Source organism: Pseudomonas hamedanensis (assembly GCF_014268595.2).
GTDB classification, from domain to species: domain Bacteria; phylum Pseudomonadota; class Gammaproteobacteria; order Pseudomonadales; family Pseudomonadaceae; genus Aquipseudomonas; species Aquipseudomonas hamedanensis.
In genome coordinates this window covers 4,022,102-4,039,983 of record NZ_CP077091.1, presented here as the reverse complement: position 1 = coordinate 4,039,983, position 17,882 = coordinate 4,022,102, and the positions used below count along the sequence as shown (strand labels likewise).

16 protein-coding genes and 1 pseudogene are annotated in these 17,882 nt (G+C 60.0%); 13 read left to right on the top strand and 4 right to left on the bottom strand.

Annotation, left to right across the window (positions count from 1 at the left end; all coding sequences use genetic code 11):
* Positions 1-28 precede the first annotated feature (28 nt).
* The gene (locus tag HU739_RS17450) at positions 29-355 is read left to right on the top strand and encodes a DOPA 4,5-dioxygenase family protein (protein ID WP_186546254.1); all 327 of its coding nucleotides are present in this window, start codon (positions 29-31) and stop codon (positions 353-355) included.
* On the opposite strand, the gene HU739_RS17445 is transcribed toward HU739_RS17450, so the two are convergent.
* Positions 352-756 (bottom strand): GFA family protein, encoded by a 405-nt coding sequence (locus HU739_RS17445; RefSeq protein ID WP_186546255.1) that lies wholly within the window; start codon positions 754-756, stop codon positions 352-354. The genes HU739_RS17450 and HU739_RS17445 overlap by 4 nt on opposite strands.
* Positions 757-1,078: 322 nt before the next feature.
* Here HU739_RS17445 and HU739_RS17440 point away from each other — a divergent pair, with 322 nt between their 5' ends.
* Complete coding sequence (locus HU739_RS17440; protein WP_186546256.1) at positions 1,079-2,386, top strand: CitMHS family transporter; 1,308 nt, start codon at positions 1,079-1,081, stop codon at positions 2,384-2,386.
* 67 nt (positions 2,387-2,453) lie between these two features.
* The gene (locus tag HU739_RS17435) at positions 2,454-3,221 is read left to right on the top strand and encodes a TerC family protein (RefSeq protein ID WP_186546257.1); all 768 of its coding nucleotides are present in this window, start codon (positions 2,454-2,456) and stop codon (positions 3,219-3,221) included.
* 129 nt (positions 3,222-3,350) lie between these two features.
* Here the strand turns inward: HU739_RS17435 and HU739_RS27080 are convergent.
* Positions 3,351-3,440 (bottom strand): annotated as a pseudogene (locus HU739_RS27080) (DUF6124 family protein); the annotation flags it as partial.
* 211 nt (positions 3,441-3,651) lie between these two features.
* Here HU739_RS27080 and HU739_RS17430 point away from each other — a divergent pair.
* The 10 genes from HU739_RS17430 (at position 3,652) to HU739_RS17385 (ending at position 14,486) form a co-directional block, all read left to right on the top strand.
* Positions 3,652-4,149: a PAAR domain-containing protein gene (locus HU739_RS17430; RefSeq protein ID WP_186546258.1), complete on the top strand. Its 498-nt coding sequence runs from the start codon at positions 3,652-3,654 to the stop codon at positions 4,147-4,149.
* 17 nt (positions 4,150-4,166) lie between these two features.
* Positions 4,167-5,324, top strand: a complete 1,158-nt coding sequence (locus HU739_RS17425) for a DUF2515 family protein (RefSeq protein WP_186546259.1) — start codon at positions 4,167-4,169, stop codon at positions 5,322-5,324.
* Positions 5,321-5,956, top strand: coding sequence for a hypothetical protein (locus tag HU739_RS17420; RefSeq protein ID WP_225922741.1), 636 nt, complete (start codon positions 5,321-5,323; stop codon positions 5,954-5,956). The genes HU739_RS17425 and HU739_RS17420 overlap by 4 nt, the downstream gene beginning before the upstream one ends.
* 527 nt (positions 5,957-6,483) lie before the next feature.
* Positions 6,484-8,142, top strand: a complete 1,659-nt coding sequence (locus HU739_RS17415; RefSeq protein ID WP_186546260.1) for a Na/Pi cotransporter family protein — start codon at positions 6,484-6,486, stop codon at positions 8,140-8,142.
* Positions 8,143-8,311: 169 nt separating this feature from the next.
* Positions 8,312-9,700: a M16 family metallopeptidase gene (locus HU739_RS17410; RefSeq protein ID WP_186546261.1), complete on the top strand. Its 1,389-nt coding sequence runs from the start codon at positions 8,312-8,314 to the stop codon at positions 9,698-9,700.
* A gap of 191 nt (positions 9,701-9,891) precedes the next feature.
* Positions 9,892-10,920 carry a DUF5924 family protein gene (locus HU739_RS17405; RefSeq protein WP_186546262.1) on the top strand — a complete coding sequence of 343 codons (1,029 nt, stop codon included), beginning with the start codon at positions 9,892-9,894 and terminating at the stop codon, positions 10,918-10,920.
* A gap of 54 nt (positions 10,921-10,974) precedes the next feature.
* A complete protein-coding gene (locus HU739_RS17400; protein ID WP_186546263.1) occupies positions 10,975-12,123 on the top strand; it encodes an ABC transporter permease in 1,149 nt (382 codons plus the stop codon).
* Positions 12,120-12,923, top strand: a complete 804-nt coding sequence (locus HU739_RS17395; protein ID WP_186546264.1) for an ABC transporter ATP-binding protein — start codon at positions 12,120-12,122, stop codon at positions 12,921-12,923. Before HU739_RS17400 ends, HU739_RS17395 begins: the two co-directional genes overlap by 4 nt.
* A gap of 1 nt (position 12,924) precedes the next feature.
* Positions 12,925-13,863 (top strand): MlaD family protein, encoded by a 939-nt coding sequence (locus HU739_RS17390; RefSeq protein ID WP_186546265.1) that lies wholly within the window; start codon positions 12,925-12,927, stop codon positions 13,861-13,863.
* The gene (locus tag HU739_RS17385; RefSeq protein ID WP_186546266.1) at positions 13,860-14,486 is read left to right on the top strand and encodes an ABC-type transport auxiliary lipoprotein family protein; all 627 of its coding nucleotides are present in this window, start codon (positions 13,860-13,862) and stop codon (positions 14,484-14,486) included. The genes HU739_RS17390 and HU739_RS17385 overlap by 4 nt, the downstream gene beginning before the upstream one ends.
* Positions 14,487-14,602: 116 nt before the next feature.
* Here HU739_RS17385 and HU739_RS17380 read toward each other — a convergent pair whose 3' ends face one another.
* Complete coding sequence (locus HU739_RS17380; RefSeq protein WP_186546267.1) at positions 14,603-15,832, bottom strand: nucleoside recognition domain-containing protein; 1,230 nt, start codon at positions 15,830-15,832, stop codon at positions 14,603-14,605.
* 198 nt (positions 15,833-16,030) lie between these two features.
* Positions 16,031-17,362, bottom strand: coding sequence for a glutamate/aspartate:proton symporter GltP (gene gltP, locus HU739_RS17375; protein ID WP_186546268.1), 1,332 nt, complete (start codon positions 17,360-17,362; stop codon positions 16,031-16,033).
* Between the last annotated feature and the right edge of the window lie 520 nt (positions 17,363-17,882).

Here is a 17,882-nt window from a genome sequence, read left to right as displayed (position 1 = left end):
GGTTCGAACCGATTCAGAAGAGGTACACATGCAAGCGATCAAGGGCTACCACGCCCATGTCTATTTCGATGCACAAACCATCGAGCAGGCGCGCGCCTTGTGCGAACAGGCTGTGCAGTTGTTCGCCGTGAAAATGGGCCGTGTACATGAGCGTCCGGTGGGACCGCACCCCGACTGGAGCTGCCAACTGGCCTTCGGTCCAGAGCTCCTTGGCGAGGTATTGCCGTGGCTTGCGCTCCACCGCAAAGGCCTGGTGGTGTTCCTGCACCCGGACACGGGCAATGATTTGCTTGATCACACCGAGCATGCGATCTGGATGGGCGCGGTCCGGCGGTTGGATTTGTCGGTTTTCTAATCAAGCGTTTCTTCGGCTTCGCCGGGCAGGTGCTCATCCAGGTGCAGCCACGGCAATTGGCTGTCGGTCCAGATATGCCGCTCGGCGGCAGCCCGCTCCGCGTGTTCCAGGGTAGCGATGGTCACATCGATGCTGTCCGGGCTGAGCGATGTCACCAGCGCCAGATGTGCGCCGCAGTTCGGGCAGAAAAACCGCCTGCAACTGGACGACGAGTCGTAACGCGCCGGCGTACCGGCCAGCCAACGAAAATTCGCTGAGGGCACGGTGATCCACGTCGTGACGATCCCGCCACTGACCTTGCGGCAGATCGAGCAATGACAATGAGCGATGTCCTGCAACGCCCCGCTGAACTGATAGCGGATATGTCCGCAATGGCAACCACCGCTGTGCAATTGGCTCATTCCGAAAGCTCCCGTTTCCGTATTCATTGACTTTGGCCGCAACCGACAGCCGGTTGACCGTTCATTCGACGCTTTCGCTACCGAAAGGTAGCTGAAAGCTTCCGCGATTAGGATCGCCCCACCTCCGGCAACAGACCGGTTGGCCCAACGCGTGTGATGGCTTGCACGCCCGGCCCAATTAACAACAACAATGGTGATTCTGATGTTCTCTGTAACCCGCCTCTTCGCTGTCACTCCGCCCGTACGCCTTGTGCTTGCTGCTCTGCGCTGATCGCGCCCGATCCGCTCATTTCATTCGCCGCGCTACGCCTGGAGTATTCCCATGCTGACTTTCCTTGGCTTTGCCATGGTCATCACGTTCATGTTCCTGATCATGACCAAGCGCCTGTCCGCGCTGATCGCTCTGATCATTATCCCGATCCTGTTTGCCCTGTTCGGTGGTTTCGCGCCGAAGATCGGCCCGATGATGCTCGAAGGCATCACCAAGCTCGCGCCGACCGGCGTGATGCTGATGTTTGCCATTCTCTATTTCGCCCTGATGATCGACTCCGGCCTGTTCGACCCGGCGGTGCGCAAGATCCTCAAGCTGGTCAAGGGCGACCCGCTGAAAGTGTCGGTCGGCACCGCCGTGCTGGCGCTCGTCGTTTCCCTGGACGGTGACGGCGCGACCACTTACATGATCTGCGTGGCCGCCATGCTGCCGCTGTACAGCCGCATCGGCATGAGCCCGCGGATCATGGCCGGTCTGATCATCCTCGCCGGCGGCGTAATGAACATGACCCCGTGGGGCGGCCCGACTGCCCGTGCGGCGAGTGCGCTGCATGTCGACCCTTCGGATATTTTCGTGCCGATGATTCCGGCAATGTGCGCCGGTGTGGTGGCGATCCTGATCATTGCCTACTTCTACGGCAAGCGTGAACGTGCGCGCCTGGGCGAACTGCACCTGATCGGCGATGACCTCGATCACAGCGAAATCAGCGTGTCGCAGTTCCCCGACGCCCGCCGTCCGAAGCTGATCTGGTTCAACGGCCTCTTGACCCTGGTGTTGATGTGCACCCTGATCGCCGGACTGCTGCCGTTGCCGGTGCTGTTCATGGTGGCGTTCAGTATCGCGATGATCGTCAACTACCCGTGCCTGCAAATGCAGAAGGATCGTGTGGCGGCCCACGCCGGCAGCGTGCTGTCGGTGGTCAGTCTGATTTTCGCAGCGGGCATTTTCACCGGTATCCTGTCGGGAACCGGGATGGTCGACGCCATGTCGAAAAGTTTGCTGGCAGTGATTCCGGACTTCCTCGGCCCGTACCTGGCGGTGATCACGGCGCTGGTGAGCATGCCGTTCACGTTTTTCATGTCGAACGACGCGTTCTACTACGGCGTGTTGCCGGTGCTTTCCGAAGCGGCCAGCCACTACGGCATCACCGCTGTGGAAATGGCACGTGCCTCGATCGTCGGTCAGCCCGTCCACTTGCTCAGCCCGCTGGTTCCGTCGACGTACCTGCTGGTGGCCCTGGCCGGTATCGAGTTCGGTGACCATCAACGTTTCACCCTGAAGTGGGCAGTTCTGGTCTGCCTGTGCATACTGGTGGCCGCCCTGCTGTTGGGAACTTTCCCGCTGTTCAGCACTTTGTAACGGCATCAACTCACCAACACGCCAGCTGCCCGCTGGCGTCTTGGTTTAACACATCAAAGGAATACACATGGAATGGCTGACCAACCCCGAAATCTGGGTTGCCTTCTTTACCCTGACCGCCCTGGAAATCGTCCTCGGTATCGATAACATCATCATGATTTCGATCCTGGTCAGCCGCATGCCCAAGCACATGCAGGCGCGCACGCGGATCTTCGGTCTTGCCCTGGCAATGATCACGCGGATCCTGTTGCTGCTCTCGATCACCTGGGTCATGCGCCTCACCGCCGACCTGTTCGAAGTGTTCGGCCAGGGCATCTCCGGCCGCGACCTGATTCTGTTCTTCGGTGGCCTGTTCCTGCTGTGGAAAAGCTCGCAGGAGATGTACCACGCGCTGGAAGGCGAAGACGAAAGCGACGACGCGCCTTCGGGCAAGGGCGGCAACTTCCTCTACACGATCATCCAGATCGCGATCATCGACATCGTCTTCTCGCTGGACTCGGTGATCACCGCCGTGGGCATGGTGTCCCACGTCCCGGTCATGGTTGCGGCGATTATCGTTGCGGTGCTGGTGATGATGCTGGCGTCGGGCAAGATCAGCGAATTCATCGACAAGCACCCGTCGCTGAAAATGCTCGCGCTGTCGTTCCTGCTGGTGGTCGGTACCGTGCTGATCGCCGAGTCGTTCGACGTGCACGTACCAAAGGGCTACGTCTACTTCGCCATGGCGTTCTCGCTGGCGGTGGAAGCGATCAACATCAAGTTGCGCGGCGCGATGGACCGGAAAAAGAAGCAGCAGGACCCGGTGAAACTGCGCAAGGATATGCCGGGCCAATAACCCGGTAGTCTTCAGGCAACACCCCTTGTAGGAGTGAGCTTGCTCGCGATAGCGGTCTGTCAGTCAACAATGATGTTGAAGCTGATGGCCCTATCGCGAGCAGGCTCACTCCTACATTTGTTTCTGTGTTCAGGCTGGCGGCACGAGGTTGTCGAGGACGCGGTTGACGGCGAGTTCACCCAACATGATGACTTGCTGGATCCCCAACAACGAATTTCGCTCCAGATCAGACACCAAACCTGTGGGAGCGAGCCTGCTCGCGAAGGCGCCATATCGGTCGAAGAAGAGGCTGTCTGACCCAACGCATTCGCGAGCAGGCTCGCTCCCACAGCGGCATATCGCATCCATTCGAAACGGGCCGAAAAGGTTGACTCACCGACCTTCGCTCGTTAGCGTCCCTGCTCGCCTCAGCGACAAACAAGGAACGTTCATGTCTGGAAAACCCGCCGCGCGCGTCACGGACCCGACCACTTGCCCAATTCCCGGCCACGGCACCAACCCGATTGCCAGCGGTTCCGGCAACGTCTTCTTCAACGGCCTCGCCGCCGCCCGCCTCGGCGACAAGTGCACCTGCGGCCAGGCGCTCAGCGGCGCCTTTTCGTCGACTGTGTTCATCAACGGCAAGAACGCCATGACTATCGACAGCACCGCCAGCCATGGCGGCGTCGTGATTGGCGGTTCCGGTAATGTGATTATCGGCAGCTCGCACACCCCTGCGCCGTTCGTTCCACCGTTGCCGATCATCGGCCAGCCCTTGGTCGAATTCAAAGCGATCAGCGCCGGCAACGGCGAACCCATCGCTGAACAGGGCTATGAAATCGAAACTGCTGAAGGCCGTATCGTCAAAGGCCTGACCAATGCGCAGGGCATGACCCGGAGCGTCGCGACCCTGCAGCCCGATCTCGCCGTCGTACGCTGGACTGCCTGAGCTTCAAGGAAGAAACAATGACTGCACAATGCATCGCGCCAGACGACCTGGACATGAAAAAACTCTGGGACGGCACCTGTGAGCTGCCCGCCTGCAAACGGGAAACCAGCACCGCCGGCCCCAACCCGAAAACCCGCGTCGAAGTCCCGCTGCTGACCTGCAACTGCCTGTGGCGCCGCTTCCAGAAAGAAGCCGAAGACTGGGTCGCCCCCGGCGGCGTCCTCATCGCTGACCCCCAGGCTCGCAACCGTAAGATCAACGCCGCGTACGCGCAGTTGTGGTTGGCGGATAACCGTTTTCAGTGGGCAGGGTTGGCGGCGTTTGCTTCGAAGCAGGTGGGGTGTGGGCTGATCCACGCCACTAAACTGCAAACCGCCATCGCTGCACAGAAGGCGGCACAGGAAAAGCTCCGAACCGCACCATCTGAAACGCTGTTCGAAGGTTTCGGCTTCAAATTCAGCAGGACCAATCCCGAGGCAGAGCAGGAACTGGAAAAGGCTCGGGCGGCCAATCCGATGCCGACGGAGGACATCACCTTCGGTGACAACCCACGTTCAGTGGTTCAGCAACAGCTGGACTATGTGTATGAGATGTTGGCGCTGGGTAATACATCGCTGTTTCTGGACGTTTATCCGTTGCATCGATTTTTTATGGTGCGGGGATTCAAAGAGATGCAAGCGTGTCTCCCGCTGCGCAATAAACTTAAAAACGAAGTGCTGTGGCCTATTTCCAGTAAAGTTGAATTTGGGCTGGTGCAATCACAAGTCAGTGACACGTTCAAAGCCATTGATGAAGGAAGGATTTCGAAAAGTGTTGAGTTCATGGCTCAGCACGAACAAATCAATATTTTGCAGCCAGCGATGTACGACGATGCACACTTTTCCTACCTGATGCGCGGGACACACGCAGGCAACGCGGTATCCGTGGTTACCGGAATTATGTCAGGAGCCGCTGAGGAAATTCAGTTGACCCTTGCAAGTCAATGCAAAGCTCCGGACGAAAGAAAAGTCGCATTTGGTAGCAACCCACTGGCTAATTTGGCTGACAAAGATCAACGGATGGAGTTCGTCATCCGAGCGGCTAGTCAGTTCGATGCATTGCTCAAAGACCCTGCTTCACGAGCAAAACTCACGCAGTCCATAACAGAAATTTCTAAGGGTGGGGGAGTGCAGTGATCCAGCTGTCGAGAAAGCGCTTCGTGATAATTCTCGCTGCTGTTTTAATTGGGGCGGGAATCGCGTATTCCACTTGGGGTACGGACACCCTGCGAGTTCATATCGGAAAGACTTACGATGCGACAGTTGCCGATTCCACATTTAGCGTGGCAGCTCACACTGTGATTTACCCTGGAAACCCTCCGCATCCGAGCTCAGCCTGGATTTCCACACCAGTTATTATCCATTTCGATGACCCGGAGCACGGCTTTACGTTGCCTGCCACCAAATTCGCCTCAATCGGATTTGACGAGGGAAAGGTTTCGAATATGACGACCTCTCCGATGCTCGAAACGTTGCCCTTCGACCAACTCATGGCGGTGCTTGATCAACTTCAGAGCCATCTTAAAAGCGCCGGATGGGTAGAGTGGAACAGTGAGACAAATCCTTGGGTGAATACGGCTGATGAAACCAGTCGAAAGGCGCTTCAGGTCGAGTTGTTTGATCACGTCAAGGTGGCAGTGCTCTTGATCCCTCATAAGTACAGTCTCGCGCTCAACGTCAAATGTTACGCCCGCTGTAATGAGCGCGATCCGGAGACAGCTAAGTATCTGATCGATGTCAGCGTAGGAAAGGATTACTACAGCGAATGAGCAAGCGATATACGGCTCATAACCGAAGTCGCAAGTGAAAAATTGCTACGGGGGGGCACAGTCGATGCTGGCGCACAGCAGTGTTCTGCTTGTTGTTCGTGTGCCTGACGTCTTTTCACTTTCCAATGGATTTTCTGGTTGTTCGTATTGGCGATGTGATGAGCGGAATGTGAAGACGGCCAGGTATTTAATTGACGTTGGCCTGAGCAGAGACCACTTCAGCGATTGATCCTGCAAAACCACAAACCTGTAGGAGTGAGCCTGCTCGCGATAGGGCCATATGCTTCAAAATTGATGTCGGCTGACAGACCGCTATCGCGAGCAGGCTCACTCCTACAGGGATTTGTGTTCGTTTCAGCGAGGTGGGTGCACCTGTTTCCATGACACTTTTGTTTCAATCCACGCTTTAGCTGTGCAATGCTGGCGCCGAGACCGTTCGCCAACTACAGCTTAAGTATCCAACACGTAGAAACCGCGCGGTGCCGTCCACTTGCCCCTCTGGGGCGCTGCTACTACAGGGGGTCTGCATGCTCACCCTGCTCAATCTGCTCTCCGCCGTCGCCCTGCTGATCTGGGGTACGCACATCGTCCGAACCGGCATTTTGCGGGTCTACGGCACCAACCTGCGACATGTGATCGGCCAGAACATGTCGAAGAAATGGCTGGCGTTTGTCGCCGGCATTCTGGTCACGGCGATGGTGCAAAGCAGCAACGCTACCGCCATGCTCGTCACCTCGTTTGTCGGCCAGGGCCTGATGGCGCTGACCCCGGCACTGGCGACCATGCTCGGCGCCGACGTCGGTACGGCGTTGATGGCGCGCGTGCTGACTTTCGATCTGTCGTGGCTGTCGCCGCTGCTGATTTTCCTCGGGGTGATTTTCTTTCTCTCGCGCAAGCAGACGCGGCTCGGGCAGATGGGCCGGGTGTCGATCGGCCTGGGGCTGATCATTCTCGCGCTGCAATTGATCGTCGAGGCCGCCGCGCCGATTACCCATGCGCAAGGGGTGAAGGTGATCTTCGCCTCGCTGACCGGCGACATCCTGCTCGACGCCCTGGTCGGCGCGCTGTTCGCGATGATTTCCTACTCCAGTCTCGCCGCCGTGCTGCTCACCGCCACGCTGGCTGGCGCTGCGGTGATCAGCTTACCGGTGGCGATCGGTCTGGTGATCGGCGCCAACATCGGCAGCGGCATACTTGCGTTCATGAGCACCAGCATGCAGAACGCCGCCGGCCGCCAGGTGGCGCTGGGCAGCCTGTTGTACAAACTGATCGGCCTGCTGCTGATCATCCCGGTGCTTGATCCACTGGTGCACTGGATCGACAGCCTCGATTTCAGCCCGCAGGAAATGGTCATCGGCTTTCACCTGCTGTACAACACCGCGCGCTGCCTGATTCTGCTGCCAAGCGTCGGGCCGATGGCGCGGCTGTGTGCCTGGCTGTTGCCGGAGCGCCCGGAGGTCAATGGCACGGCCAAGCCCCGTCACCTCGATGCGACGGCGCTGTCGACACCGAGTCTGGCGCTGGCCAACGCCGCGCGAGAAACCCTGCGCATGGGCGATCTGCTCGACAACATGCTCGACGCCAGCCTTGATGTCCTGCGCGGCAAGCAAACGGCAGTGACTCAGGAAATTCGCCGGATGACGGACGACATCGAGTCGCTGTACAGCGCAATCAAGCTCTACCTGGCGCAGATGCCGCGCGAGGACCTCGGCGAGCAGGACAGCCGGCGTTGGGCCGAGATCATCGAACTGGCGATCAACCTGAAACTGGGCGCTGATTTGATCGAGCGCATGTTGCGCAAAATCCAGCAGCAGAAAACCTCGCAACGGCGTTCGTTCTCTGAGGAAGGCCTGGAAGATCTGGCCGGGCTGCAGCAGCAACTGATCGCCAATCTGCGGCTGGGGCTGTCGGTGTTTCTCAGTGGCGACAAGGAGAGTGCCCGGCAGTTGCTGCGCGAGAAACGCCGCTTTCGCGCACAAGAACGACGCTTGGCCCATGCCCACGTCAGCCGCTTGCAACGCAAGGTCGTGCAGAGTATTGAGACCAGTTCGCTGCACCTGGAGTTGATTGCCGATATGAAACGTCTGAACTCGCTGTTTTGCGGCAGTGCCTATGTGGTGCTGGAAACGGCGGATACCGGGGCGCTGGCCGTGGATGATATCGCCGACATTACGCATTCGCCTTGAACGTCTGGGGCTGGGGTCAGTCAGTTACAGTGATTCAGCCCTTGAGACCGCTATCGCGAGCAGGCTCACTCCTACAGGGGAGCGTATTTCAAATGTAGGAGTGAGCCTGCTCGCGATAGCGGTCTGACTGACGACACGGATCTCCAAATCAGCCGTATGGAAGCCTGTTATGCGTTGCCTGTTGTTCGCCTGTCTGTTGCTCGGTTCCCTGCCCGCTTTTGCCCTGGATCGTTTTCAGGTTGAAGGCTATGCGTTGCCCAACGGTTTGCAGTTGCTGCTCAAACCCGGCACCGAGCGCGGCCACGTGGCGATTCGTCTGGTGGTCGGCGTCGGTCTCGATGACTTCGATTGCGCAGACAAAGAGCTGCCGCACTTGCTCGAACACTTGCTGTTCAGCGGCATCGACGCCACGGGCGAAGGCGGCCTGGAAGAACGCATGCAGGCGCTCGGTGGCGACTGGAACGCGTTCACCAGTAACGCCGACACCACGTTTGTTATCGAGGCTCCGGCGAAAAACCAGCGCAAGGTCCTCGACCTGCTGCTCGCGCTGTTGACCCAGACACGCATCGACGAGAACGCGATCAACGCCGCCAAACGCGTGGTCGAGCGTGAGGACGGCGGCCATTACACGCGCCTGCGCCGCTTCCTCGATCGTCAGGACCTGGGCCACTCCGCGAGCAATCAACTGGCGGTCGAGCTGGGCCTGAAATGCCCGCAGCGCGCCGAAGTCGGCCACCTGACCCAAGCGCAACTGGAGAAAGTGCGCCAAGCCTGGTACGCGCCGAACAACATGACGCTGATCGTCGTCGGCGAGCTCGACAAGTTGCTGCCGGCGTATCTGGAGCGCACCTGGGGCGCGTTGCAAGCCGTCGAGCCGAGCGAACATCGTCCGCTGCCGGACCTGCGCGTCAGCGCCGCGCATGAGCGCACCCTCACCCGTGGTTTCATGGGCGATGGCGCCAAGCTGCACTGGCTGGTGCCGGAGCCGGTGCTGGACGATCAGCACGACGAGACGTTCGATATTCTCAAGGATTACCTCGACTGGGCGCTGTACCGGCAGATTCGCCTCAACCATGGGTTGTCTTACGGGCCGTGGGCCGAGCGCGAAGTGTTTGGCGGCGTCGGCTTCATGAGCCTCAATGCCGACCTGGATCGCGATGACGTCGACGAAGCCATCCAGGTGCTCGAGGATCTCAAGGCCGACCTGCTGAAAAACGGCCTCGACCCGACCACCTTCGCCCGCATCAAACAAGCCGCCATCGCCCACCAGGCCTGGGCCGTGCAGGGCAACAGCGCCCTGGCGGATTTTTACTGGAGTGCGCTGAACGACTACGAGGACGGCCGCTTCGCCAACCCGGCACGGGAGCTGCAAGGCGTGACGTTGGAAGAAGCGAACAAGGCCATGCGCGAGCTGCTGTTGCAGCCGGGGTATTTCAGGATCGAAAAGCCGTTGATCAGTGATGATCAGGTGCTGTGGCTGGTGGCGGGTGGCGTCGGTGTGTTGCTGCTGATCGTGATCGGCTGGCGCCTTCACCGCCGAAAACCCGCCGAACACTAACCCCTGTAGGAGTGAGCCTGCTCGCGATAGCGGTGTGTCAGTCGATATCAGTTTGAGAATGAGACCGCTATCGCGAGCAGGCTCACTCCTACAGGAGGTATGTGTTGGTTTCCGCGACCGCAACCTCGCCACAACGCCCGGCGGACGCTACTCTGTCGGAGTATTTCCCTACCTTGTCGTGAATCGCCCCCATGTCGAAAATTACCCTCCTGATCCAGCGCCTTCTCGAACTGATGAAGCGCTATCCCGGGGTCATTGCGGCGGGTGGTTTCATCTCCGGGGTCGGCAGTTTCATTCTGGTCGATCGCCAACAGGGGCTGGCGAGCTGGATCACCGTGATCATGCTGCTCAGCTGGATCTGGCTGATGCTGGAGAACACCCTGACCGGGTTGTTCACGCGGATCTTCAAACGCGAAATTCCCCAGCCGTTGCTACGTTACGCGACGCAGATGATCCATCAGGAAAGCCTGTTTTTCGTTCTGCCGTTTTTCTTTATCACCACGACGTGGAACAGCGGCCAGTTGATCTTCACCGGCCTGCTCAGCGTCGCCGCGCTGATCTCCATCGTCGATCCGCTTTATTACAAATGGCTGGCGCCACGGCGCTGGGCGTTTCTGGCGCTGCACACCCTGACCCTGTTCGCCGCCCTGCTCACGGCGCTGCCGGTGATCATGCACCTGACCACCGCGCAGAGTTTCAAATGGGCGCTGGGGATTGCCGTGCTGCTGTCGTTCCCGAGCCTGGCGTCGATCTTCCCGATCCGCACCGTGCGTAACGCCCTGGCCATTCTGTTTATCACCGTCGGCATCGGCGGCGTCGGTTGGGCGCTGCGGTCGTGGGTGCCGCCGGCGACGCTGTGGATGACTGACGTGGCGATCAGTACGCAACTGCAGGACCGCACCCCGGGCGCCAGCCTGGATACCGTCAGCGCCGAGCAGATCCGCAACGGCGGGCTCTATGCCTACACCGCGATCAACGCACCGCGTGGCCTCGACGAGCGGATTTATCACGTCTGGCAATTCAACGGCAAAGAGGTCGATCGCATCGCCCTCGATATCCATGGCGGGCGCAAGGAAGGCTACCGGGCGTGGACGCACAAGCAGAACTTCCCCGGCAACCCGGCGGGCAAATGGCAGGTGCGGGTGTTGACCGAGGATGGCCAGTTGATCGGCGTGCTGCGCTTCGCCATCACGGACAGCACACCGGCCAAAGAAAAGTAATCCGGTTCGTGCTATTACGTAGGTTCTTGTAACAGCCGTATAAGCACGGAGCTTATGACCACCAGCCCAACGCCCGGCAGTGCCCACCTGGACACCTCGCTCAGCCCCGCCCGCCTGCGGGTCACCGGCGACTGGACACTCGCCCATTACGCCGCACTCAAACGCCTGAGCGAACAGCTGCACGGCGAATACGACGGCAGTACCTCGATTGATCTGAACGGCCTCGGCGCCCTCGATACCGCCGGCGCCTCGTTGCTGGTCGAATTGCTCGGTGCCGAGCGCCTGGGCAAATCCGCCGAACACCCTGATTGCACCCTGTCCACCGCCGACCGCGCGCTGCTGCAAACGGTGTATTGCTCTCTGAACGATTTTTGCGTGCCGATCAAAGAGCCGGAAATCAGCGTCAGCGTGCAACTGCTCACGCGCATCGGCCGTGCGGTGGATACGGTGTGGAAGGACACGATGCAGTTGCTCGGCTTCGTCGGGCTGATTCTGGAAGTCATCGCCCGTGGCCTGTTTCGGCCCAGACGCTGGCGCATTACGCCGATGATTGCGCACATCGAGCAGACCGGCCTTGACGCCGCGCCCATCGTGGCGCTGCTGACCTTTCTGGTCGGCGCCGTGGTGGCCTTTCTCGGTGCGACGGTGTTGGCCAGTTTCGGTGCGACGATTTTTACCGTGGATCTGGTCGGCTTTTCGTTCCTGCGTGAATTTGGCGTGCTGCTCACCGCGATCCTGATGGCCGGGCGCACCGCCAGTGCCTTCACCGCGCAAATCGGCTCGATGAAGGCCAACGAAGAAATCGACGCGATCCGCACCCTCGGCCTCGACCCGATCGAATTGCTGGTGGTGCCGCGCGTGCTGGCGCTACTGGTGGCGCTGCCGATGCTGACGTTTCTGGCGATGCTCTCGGGGATTGTTGGCGGCGGCGTGGTCTGCGCGGTGTCGCTGGATATTTCGCCGGCGATGTTCCTCTCGCTGCTGCAATCGGACATCGGTATTCAGCATTTTCTGGTGGGCCTGGTGAAGGCGCCGATCTTCGCCTTCCTGATCGCGGCGATTGGCTGCCTGGAAGGCTTCAAGGTCAGCGGCAGCGCCGAATCGGTTGGTGCTCACACCACGTCCAGCGTGGTCCAGTCGATTTTCGTGGTGATCGTGCTCGACGCGGTGGCCGCGTTGTTCTTCATGGAGATGGGCTGGTGAGTCGTTTACCCCGCGCGCCCTCCGAGGCGGTGATTGAAGTCCGTGACCTGTGCAATCGCTTCGGCAGCCAGAGCGTGCACGAGAACCTTGATCTGGACGTGTACAAAGGCGAAATTCTCGCCGTGGTCGGCGGCTCCGGCACTGGTAAATCGGTGCTGCTGCGCAGCATTGTCGGGCTGAACCGGCCCAGCGAAGGCAGCGTCAAAGTCTTCGGCCAGAACCTGCCGAGCCTGGCTGAACATGAACGTTCGCTGATCGAACGGCGCTTCGGCGTGCTGTTCCAGAAAGGCGCGCTGTTCTCTTCGCTGACCGTGACCGAGAACGTCGCCCTGCCCCTTATCGAACACGCCGGCCTCAGCCGCCATGACGCCGAGCACTTGGCGGCGGTAAAACTGGCACTGGCCGGGCTGCCGCTGTCTGCGGCGGATAAATACCCGGCGTCGCTGTCCGGCGGCATGATCAAGCGCGCGGCACTGGCGCGGGCCCTGGCGCTGGATCCGGACATCCTGTTTCTCGACGAACCCACCGCCGGACTCGATCCGATTGGCGCTGCGCAGTTCGATCAATTGATCCTGACCCTGCGTGACGCGCTGGGCCTGAGCGTATTTCTGGTGACCCACGACCTCGACACGCTCTATACCATCACTGATCGCGTGGCGGTGCTGGCGCAGAAGAAGGTGCTGGTCGCCGGCCCCATCGACGTCGTCTCGGAAACCGACGACGCCTGGATTCATGGATACTTCCACGGCCCGCGCGGCCGCTCGGCGCTGGACGCCGCCAAACTGCTCAACGAGGTCTGACATGGAAACCCGAGCCCATCATGTGTTGATTGGCCTGTTCACGGTAATCGTCGTGGCGGGCGCCCTGCTCTTCGGCCTGTTTCTGGCCAAATCCAGCGTCGACACCGAGTTCAAGGATTACGAAGTGGTCTTCAACGAGGCGGTCAGCGGTCTGTCCAAGGGCAGTTCGGTGCAGTACAGCGGGATCAAGGTCGGTGACGTGGTCAGCCTGCGCCTCGACCCGCAGGATCCACGGCGAGTCCTGGCGCGGATTCGCCTCGCTGGCGACACGCCGGTCAAGGAAGACACTCAGGCCAAACTGGCGCTGACCGGCATCACCGGCACCTCGATCATCCAGCTCAGCGGCGGCACGCCCGAGAGTCCGAAACTGCGCGGTCACGACGGTCAGTTGCCGACCCTCATCGCCTCGCCCTCGCCTATTTCGCGCCTGCTCAACGACAGCAGCGACTTGATGACAGGCATCAGCGCGCTGCTGCACAACGCCAACCAGATGTTTTCCGCCGAGAACGTCGAACGCGTCAGCAGCACCCTCGCCCATCTCGAGCAGACCACCGGGACGATCAACGACCAGCGCGGCGACATCAAACAGGCCATGCAGCAATTGGCGACTGTCGGCAAACAGGCCGGCAGCATGCTCGAACAGACCTCGCTGCTGATGCGCAACGCCAATGGCTTGCTCAACGATCAGGGCAAACAGGCCTTGGGCAGTGCCGAACAGGCGATGAAGTCGCTGGAGCAAAGCAGCGTGACCATCAACGGCTTGCTCAGCAAAAACCAGAATTCGCTGGACAACGGCATGCAGGGCCTCAACGGCCTGGCCCCGGCGATTCGCGAACTGCGCGAGACGCTGACCTCGCTGCGCGCCATTTCCCAACGCCTCGAGGCCAACCCCAGCGGTTACCTGCTGGGCAGCGACAAGAACAAGGAATTCACCCCATGAAACTGACTCGAATCGCCCTGCTCGTCGCTGGGTTGAGCCTGCTCGGCGCGTGCTCGATTTTGCCCCAGTCGGAGCCTTCGGATGTCTACCGCTTGCCCGCCGCGCAGGCGCCCGCCTCGGCCAGTCCGGCGGCGGCTCAGTCGTGGTCGCTGCGCTTGAATAAATGGCAGGCGAGCGAAGCATTGAATCGGCCGAGTATTGCGGTGATCCCCCAGGGCGACATGATCAGCAGCTACAAGGGCTCGCGCTGGAGCGATCCGGCGCCGGTATTGCTGCGTAACCGCTTGCTCGACGGCTTTGCGCGTGATGGTCGGGTGACGTTGCTGAGCACTGATGACAGCAACTTCCAGGCGGATCTGGAACTGGGCGGCAGCTTGCAGGCGTTTCAGACGGAGTATCAGGGCACGCAGGCCGGTGTCGTGGTGCGGGTCGACGCAGTGCTGGTGCGCGGTTATGACCAACGAATCCTCGCCAGCCGCCGCTTTGAAGAGCGCCAGCCGCTGAACGATGTGCAGGTCCCGGCGGTGGTGGCCGGGTTTGGCCAGGCCAGTGATCGGCTTACCGCGAAAGTCGTGGCCTGGGCCGTCGAACAAGGCCAGAAATTAGCTCCACAACCCCGCTGACACACCACAACCCCTGTAGGAGTGAGCCTGCTCGCGATAGCGGTGTGTCAGTCGCCATCATCGGTGACTGCTACGCCGCTATCGCGAGCAGGCTCACTCCTACAATGGATCTATGATCAGCCGAAGAACCAGTAGCAGACGGCGATAGCACCCACGACCCCGGCAAACTCCGCCAGCAACGCACAGCCCACCGCATGTCTCGCGCGCTGAATCCCCACCGCACCGAAATACACCGCCAGCACATAAAACGTCGTCTCGGTACTGCCTTGAATCGTCGCCGCGACCAGGGCCGGGAAGCTGTCGACGCCCGAAGTTTTCATGGTTTCGATCAGCATCGCCCGCGCCGCGCTGCCGGAAAACGGTTTGACCATCGCCGTCGGCAGCGCATCGACAAAGCGCGTGTCCCAGCCAGCCCATTCGACCAGATGACGAATACCGTCCAGGCCGAAATCCAGAGCACCTGACGCACGCAACACGCCAACCGCGCAGAGCATCGCCACCAGATACGGCAACAGATTTTTTGCCACGTCGAAGCCTTCTTTCGCGCCCTCGACGAACGCCTCATAGACCTTCACTTTGCGTAAAGCGCCGATGATCAAAAACAGCATGATCAGCCCGAACAGCGTGAGATTGCCGAGGATCGACGACAATCCCGCCAGAGCGGTGGCCGAAAGGGTGCCGAGCAGGGCCATGAAACCGCCGAGAATCAGCGCACCGGGCACCAGATAGGCCAGCACCACCGGGTCCCAGATGCGCAGGCGCTGCATGAACGCCACTGAGAGAAAGCCGACGATCGTCGAGCAACTGGTTGCCAGCAGAATCGGCAGGAACACCAGGGTGGGATCCGGCGCACCTTGCTGCGCGCGGTACATGAAGATGGTCACCGGCAGCAGAGTCAGGGAGGAGGCGTTGAGCACCAGAAACAGGATTTGCGCGTTGCTGGCGATGGTGGCGCTGGGATTGAGCTCTTGCAGCGCCTTCATGGCTTTCAGGCCGATGGGCGTGGCGGCGTTGTCCAGGCCCAGGCCGTTGGCGGCGAAGTTCAGGGTGATCAGGCCAAGGGCAGGGTGGCCGGCCGGCACTTCCGGCATCAGCCGCAGGAACAGCGGCCCAAGGACTTTCGCCAGCCATTCGACGATCCCGGCCTTCTCGGCGATGCGCAGAAAGCCCAGCCACAGGGTGAGGGTGCCGAACAGCAGCACCATGACTTCGACCGACAGCTTGGCCATGGCAAAAATGCTTTCCACCATTGCCGCGAAAATTTCGGCGTTGCCGCCAATCAGCCACTGAGCCAGCGCCGACACGGCTGCCACGATGAAGAAGCCAAGCCACAGGCCATTAAGCATCAGTCAAATCCCCCGAAGAATGCGGCGAATGATAGCGGGGTCGCCAGAAACGACAAACCCCGGATTGCTCCGGGGTTCGTGTGTTCGACTCGGTCCCCTGTAGGAGTGAGCCTGCTCGCGATGAGGGCAGCACATTCAACATCTCTGTTGTCTGGCACACCGCTATCGCGAGCAGGCTCACTCCTACAAGGTTTTGTATCAGTTCTTGGAGGTCTCACCCGCCGGCAGTTTTTCCTTGCTGCGCCAGTGCGGCAGGGAGTTCCAGTAGCGCTGGCCCTTGGCGTCGTCGTACATACCTTCCCAGCGTGCGATGACCAGCACTGCCAAGGCGTTGCCGATGACGTTCAATGCGGTACGGGCCATGTCCATGACGCGGTCGACACCGGCGATGAACGCCAGGCCCTCCAGCGGAATGCCAACACTGCCCAGCGTCGCCAGCAGCACGACGAAGGACACGCCCGGTACGCCGGCGATGCCTTTGGAGGTGACCATCAGCGTCAGTACCAGCAGCAGTTGCTGGCTGATCGACAAGTCGATGCCGTACAGCTGGGCGATGAAGATGGCGGCGATGGACTGGTACAGGGTCGAGCCGTCGAGGTTGAAGGAGTAGCCGGTCGGCACCACGAAGCTGCAGATGGCTTTCGGCGCGCCGTAGGCTTCCATCTTCTCGATGACCCGCGGCAGCACGGTTTCCGAAGAAGCGGTGGAGTAGGCCAGCACCAGCTCATCCTTGAAGATGCGCATCAGCTTGATCACCGAGAAACCGAACAGTTTGGCGATCAGGCCCAGCACCACGAAGGCGAAGAAGGCGATGGCGACGTAAACCAGAATCACCAGTTTCGCCAGCGGCACCAGCGAGGCGAAACCGAAGTTGGCGACGGTCACCGCGATCAGTGCAAACACGCCGATCGGGGCGTAGTTCATGATCATGTGGGTGACTTTGAACATGCTTTCCGAGACGCCCTGGAACATCTTCACCAGCGGCTCGCGCAGGTCCGACTGCAGGCTCGACAGACCGAGACCGAACAGCACCGAGAAGAAGATGATCGGCAGCATTTCGCCGCGGGCCATGGCCGCGAAGATGTTCGACGGGATCAGGTTGAGGATGGTCTCGATGAACGCATGCTCATGCTGCACTTCGGCGGCGGTCGCCTGGTACTTCGAGATATCGACCGTGCCCAGGGTGCTCATATCGATGCCGGTGCCCGGGTGGAACACATTGGCCAGCACCAGACCGACGACGATCGCGATGGTCGTCACAATTTCGAAGTAGATGATCGTCTTCAGGCCGATCCGCCCCAGCTTCTTGGCGTCGCCGACGCCGGCAATGCCGACGATCAGGGAAGAGATGACGATCGGAATCACGATCATCTTGATCAGACGGATAAAGATATCGCCTGCCGGTTGCAGGACGTTGCTGATCCACCAGGCCTTCTCGGCACTGAAGTGGTTGAGCAACGCACCAATTGCAATCCCCAATACCAGACCGATGAGGATCTGCCAGGCGAGGCTAAGCTTTGCCTTCTTCATTATCTTTACCCTTACTTGCGTTTGACTCAGGCACATGCAGGAACTGGAACGCTCATCAGCGGAAAAGTCTGTGCATCTGCCTCCGTATAAGGTGCCCCGAAGCGCGTATTTACGGCTCTTCGGCAGGCGAAAAAAGGCGCAACTATTCCGATGCAAGGTTGCGCCGTCTAATGCCGTAAACGCCTACCCTATGCCGAATCGGCATGAGCTTTTTTAAATGAAACTGGCGTCCCAACCGGTTCGATTGTGACATTTCAGCCGGCAAAAGTGCCGTGAACCGGCCATTGCAGCGTAGATTGATTATTTTTTGAGCGAAAAAAATCGGCGAAAATTCTCGGAAAAAGCCTACGTAGGGAGACTAGAAGTCTTACTGTTTGGACGGTCTCTTTGTCGATATACGGTCGCCAGGAAACACTACGAAATGTTTTCCCGCGCAGTATTGTCGCTTCCAACGCTGAGCTGGGCGCTCTGGATCAACGTTTTGCTGAATGGGAAGCTCAGCGCAAGTCCGTCGAGCCGC

What these genes read in the sequence shown, in the direction of transcription:
- HU739_RS17440 (WP_186546256.1), top strand. Translation starts at nt 1,079, where the DNA reads ATGCTGACTTTCCTTGGCTTTGCCATGGTCATCACGTTCATGTTCCTG.
- HU739_RS17410 (WP_186546261.1), top strand. Translation starts at nt 8,312, where the DNA reads ATGCGTTGCCTGTTGTTCGCCTGTCTGTTGCTCGGTTCCCTGCCCGCT.
- HU739_RS17450 (WP_186546254.1), top strand. Translation starts at nt 29, where the DNA reads ATGCAAGCGATCAAGGGCTACCACGCCCATGTCTATTTCGATGCACAA.
- HU739_RS17380 (WP_186546267.1), bottom strand. Translation starts at nt 15,832, where the DNA reads ATGCTTAATGGCCTGTGGCTTGGCTTCTTCATCGTGGCAGCCGTGTCG.
- gltP (WP_186546268.1), bottom strand. Translation starts at nt 17,362, where the DNA reads ATGAAGAAGGCAAAGCTTAGCCTCGCCTGGCAGATCCTCATCGGTCTG.
- HU739_RS17415 (WP_186546260.1), top strand. Translation starts at nt 6,484, where the DNA reads ATGCTCACCCTGCTCAATCTGCTCTCCGCCGTCGCCCTGCTGATCTGG.
- HU739_RS17405 (WP_186546262.1), top strand. Translation starts at nt 9,892, where the DNA reads ATGTCGAAAATTACCCTCCTGATCCAGCGCCTTCTCGAACTGATGAAG.
- HU739_RS17400 (WP_186546263.1), top strand. Translation starts at nt 10,975, where the DNA reads ATGACCACCAGCCCAACGCCCGGCAGTGCCCACCTGGACACCTCGCTC.
- HU739_RS17445 (WP_186546255.1), bottom strand. Translation starts at nt 756, where the DNA reads ATGAGCCAATTGCACAGCGGTGGTTGCCATTGCGGACATATCCGCTAT.
- HU739_RS17385 (WP_186546266.1), top strand. Translation starts at nt 13,860, where the DNA reads ATGAAACTGACTCGAATCGCCCTGCTCGTCGCTGGGTTGAGCCTGCTC.
- HU739_RS17435 (WP_186546257.1), top strand. Translation starts at nt 2,454, where the DNA reads ATGGAATGGCTGACCAACCCCGAAATCTGGGTTGCCTTCTTTACCCTG.
- HU739_RS17425 (WP_186546259.1), top strand. Translation starts at nt 4,167, where the DNA reads ATGACTGCACAATGCATCGCGCCAGACGACCTGGACATGAAAAAACTC.
- HU739_RS17430 (WP_186546258.1), top strand. Translation starts at nt 3,652, where the DNA reads ATGTCTGGAAAACCCGCCGCGCGCGTCACGGACCCGACCACTTGCCCA.
- HU739_RS17390 (WP_186546265.1), top strand. Translation starts at nt 12,925, where the DNA reads ATGGAAACCCGAGCCCATCATGTGTTGATTGGCCTGTTCACGGTAATC.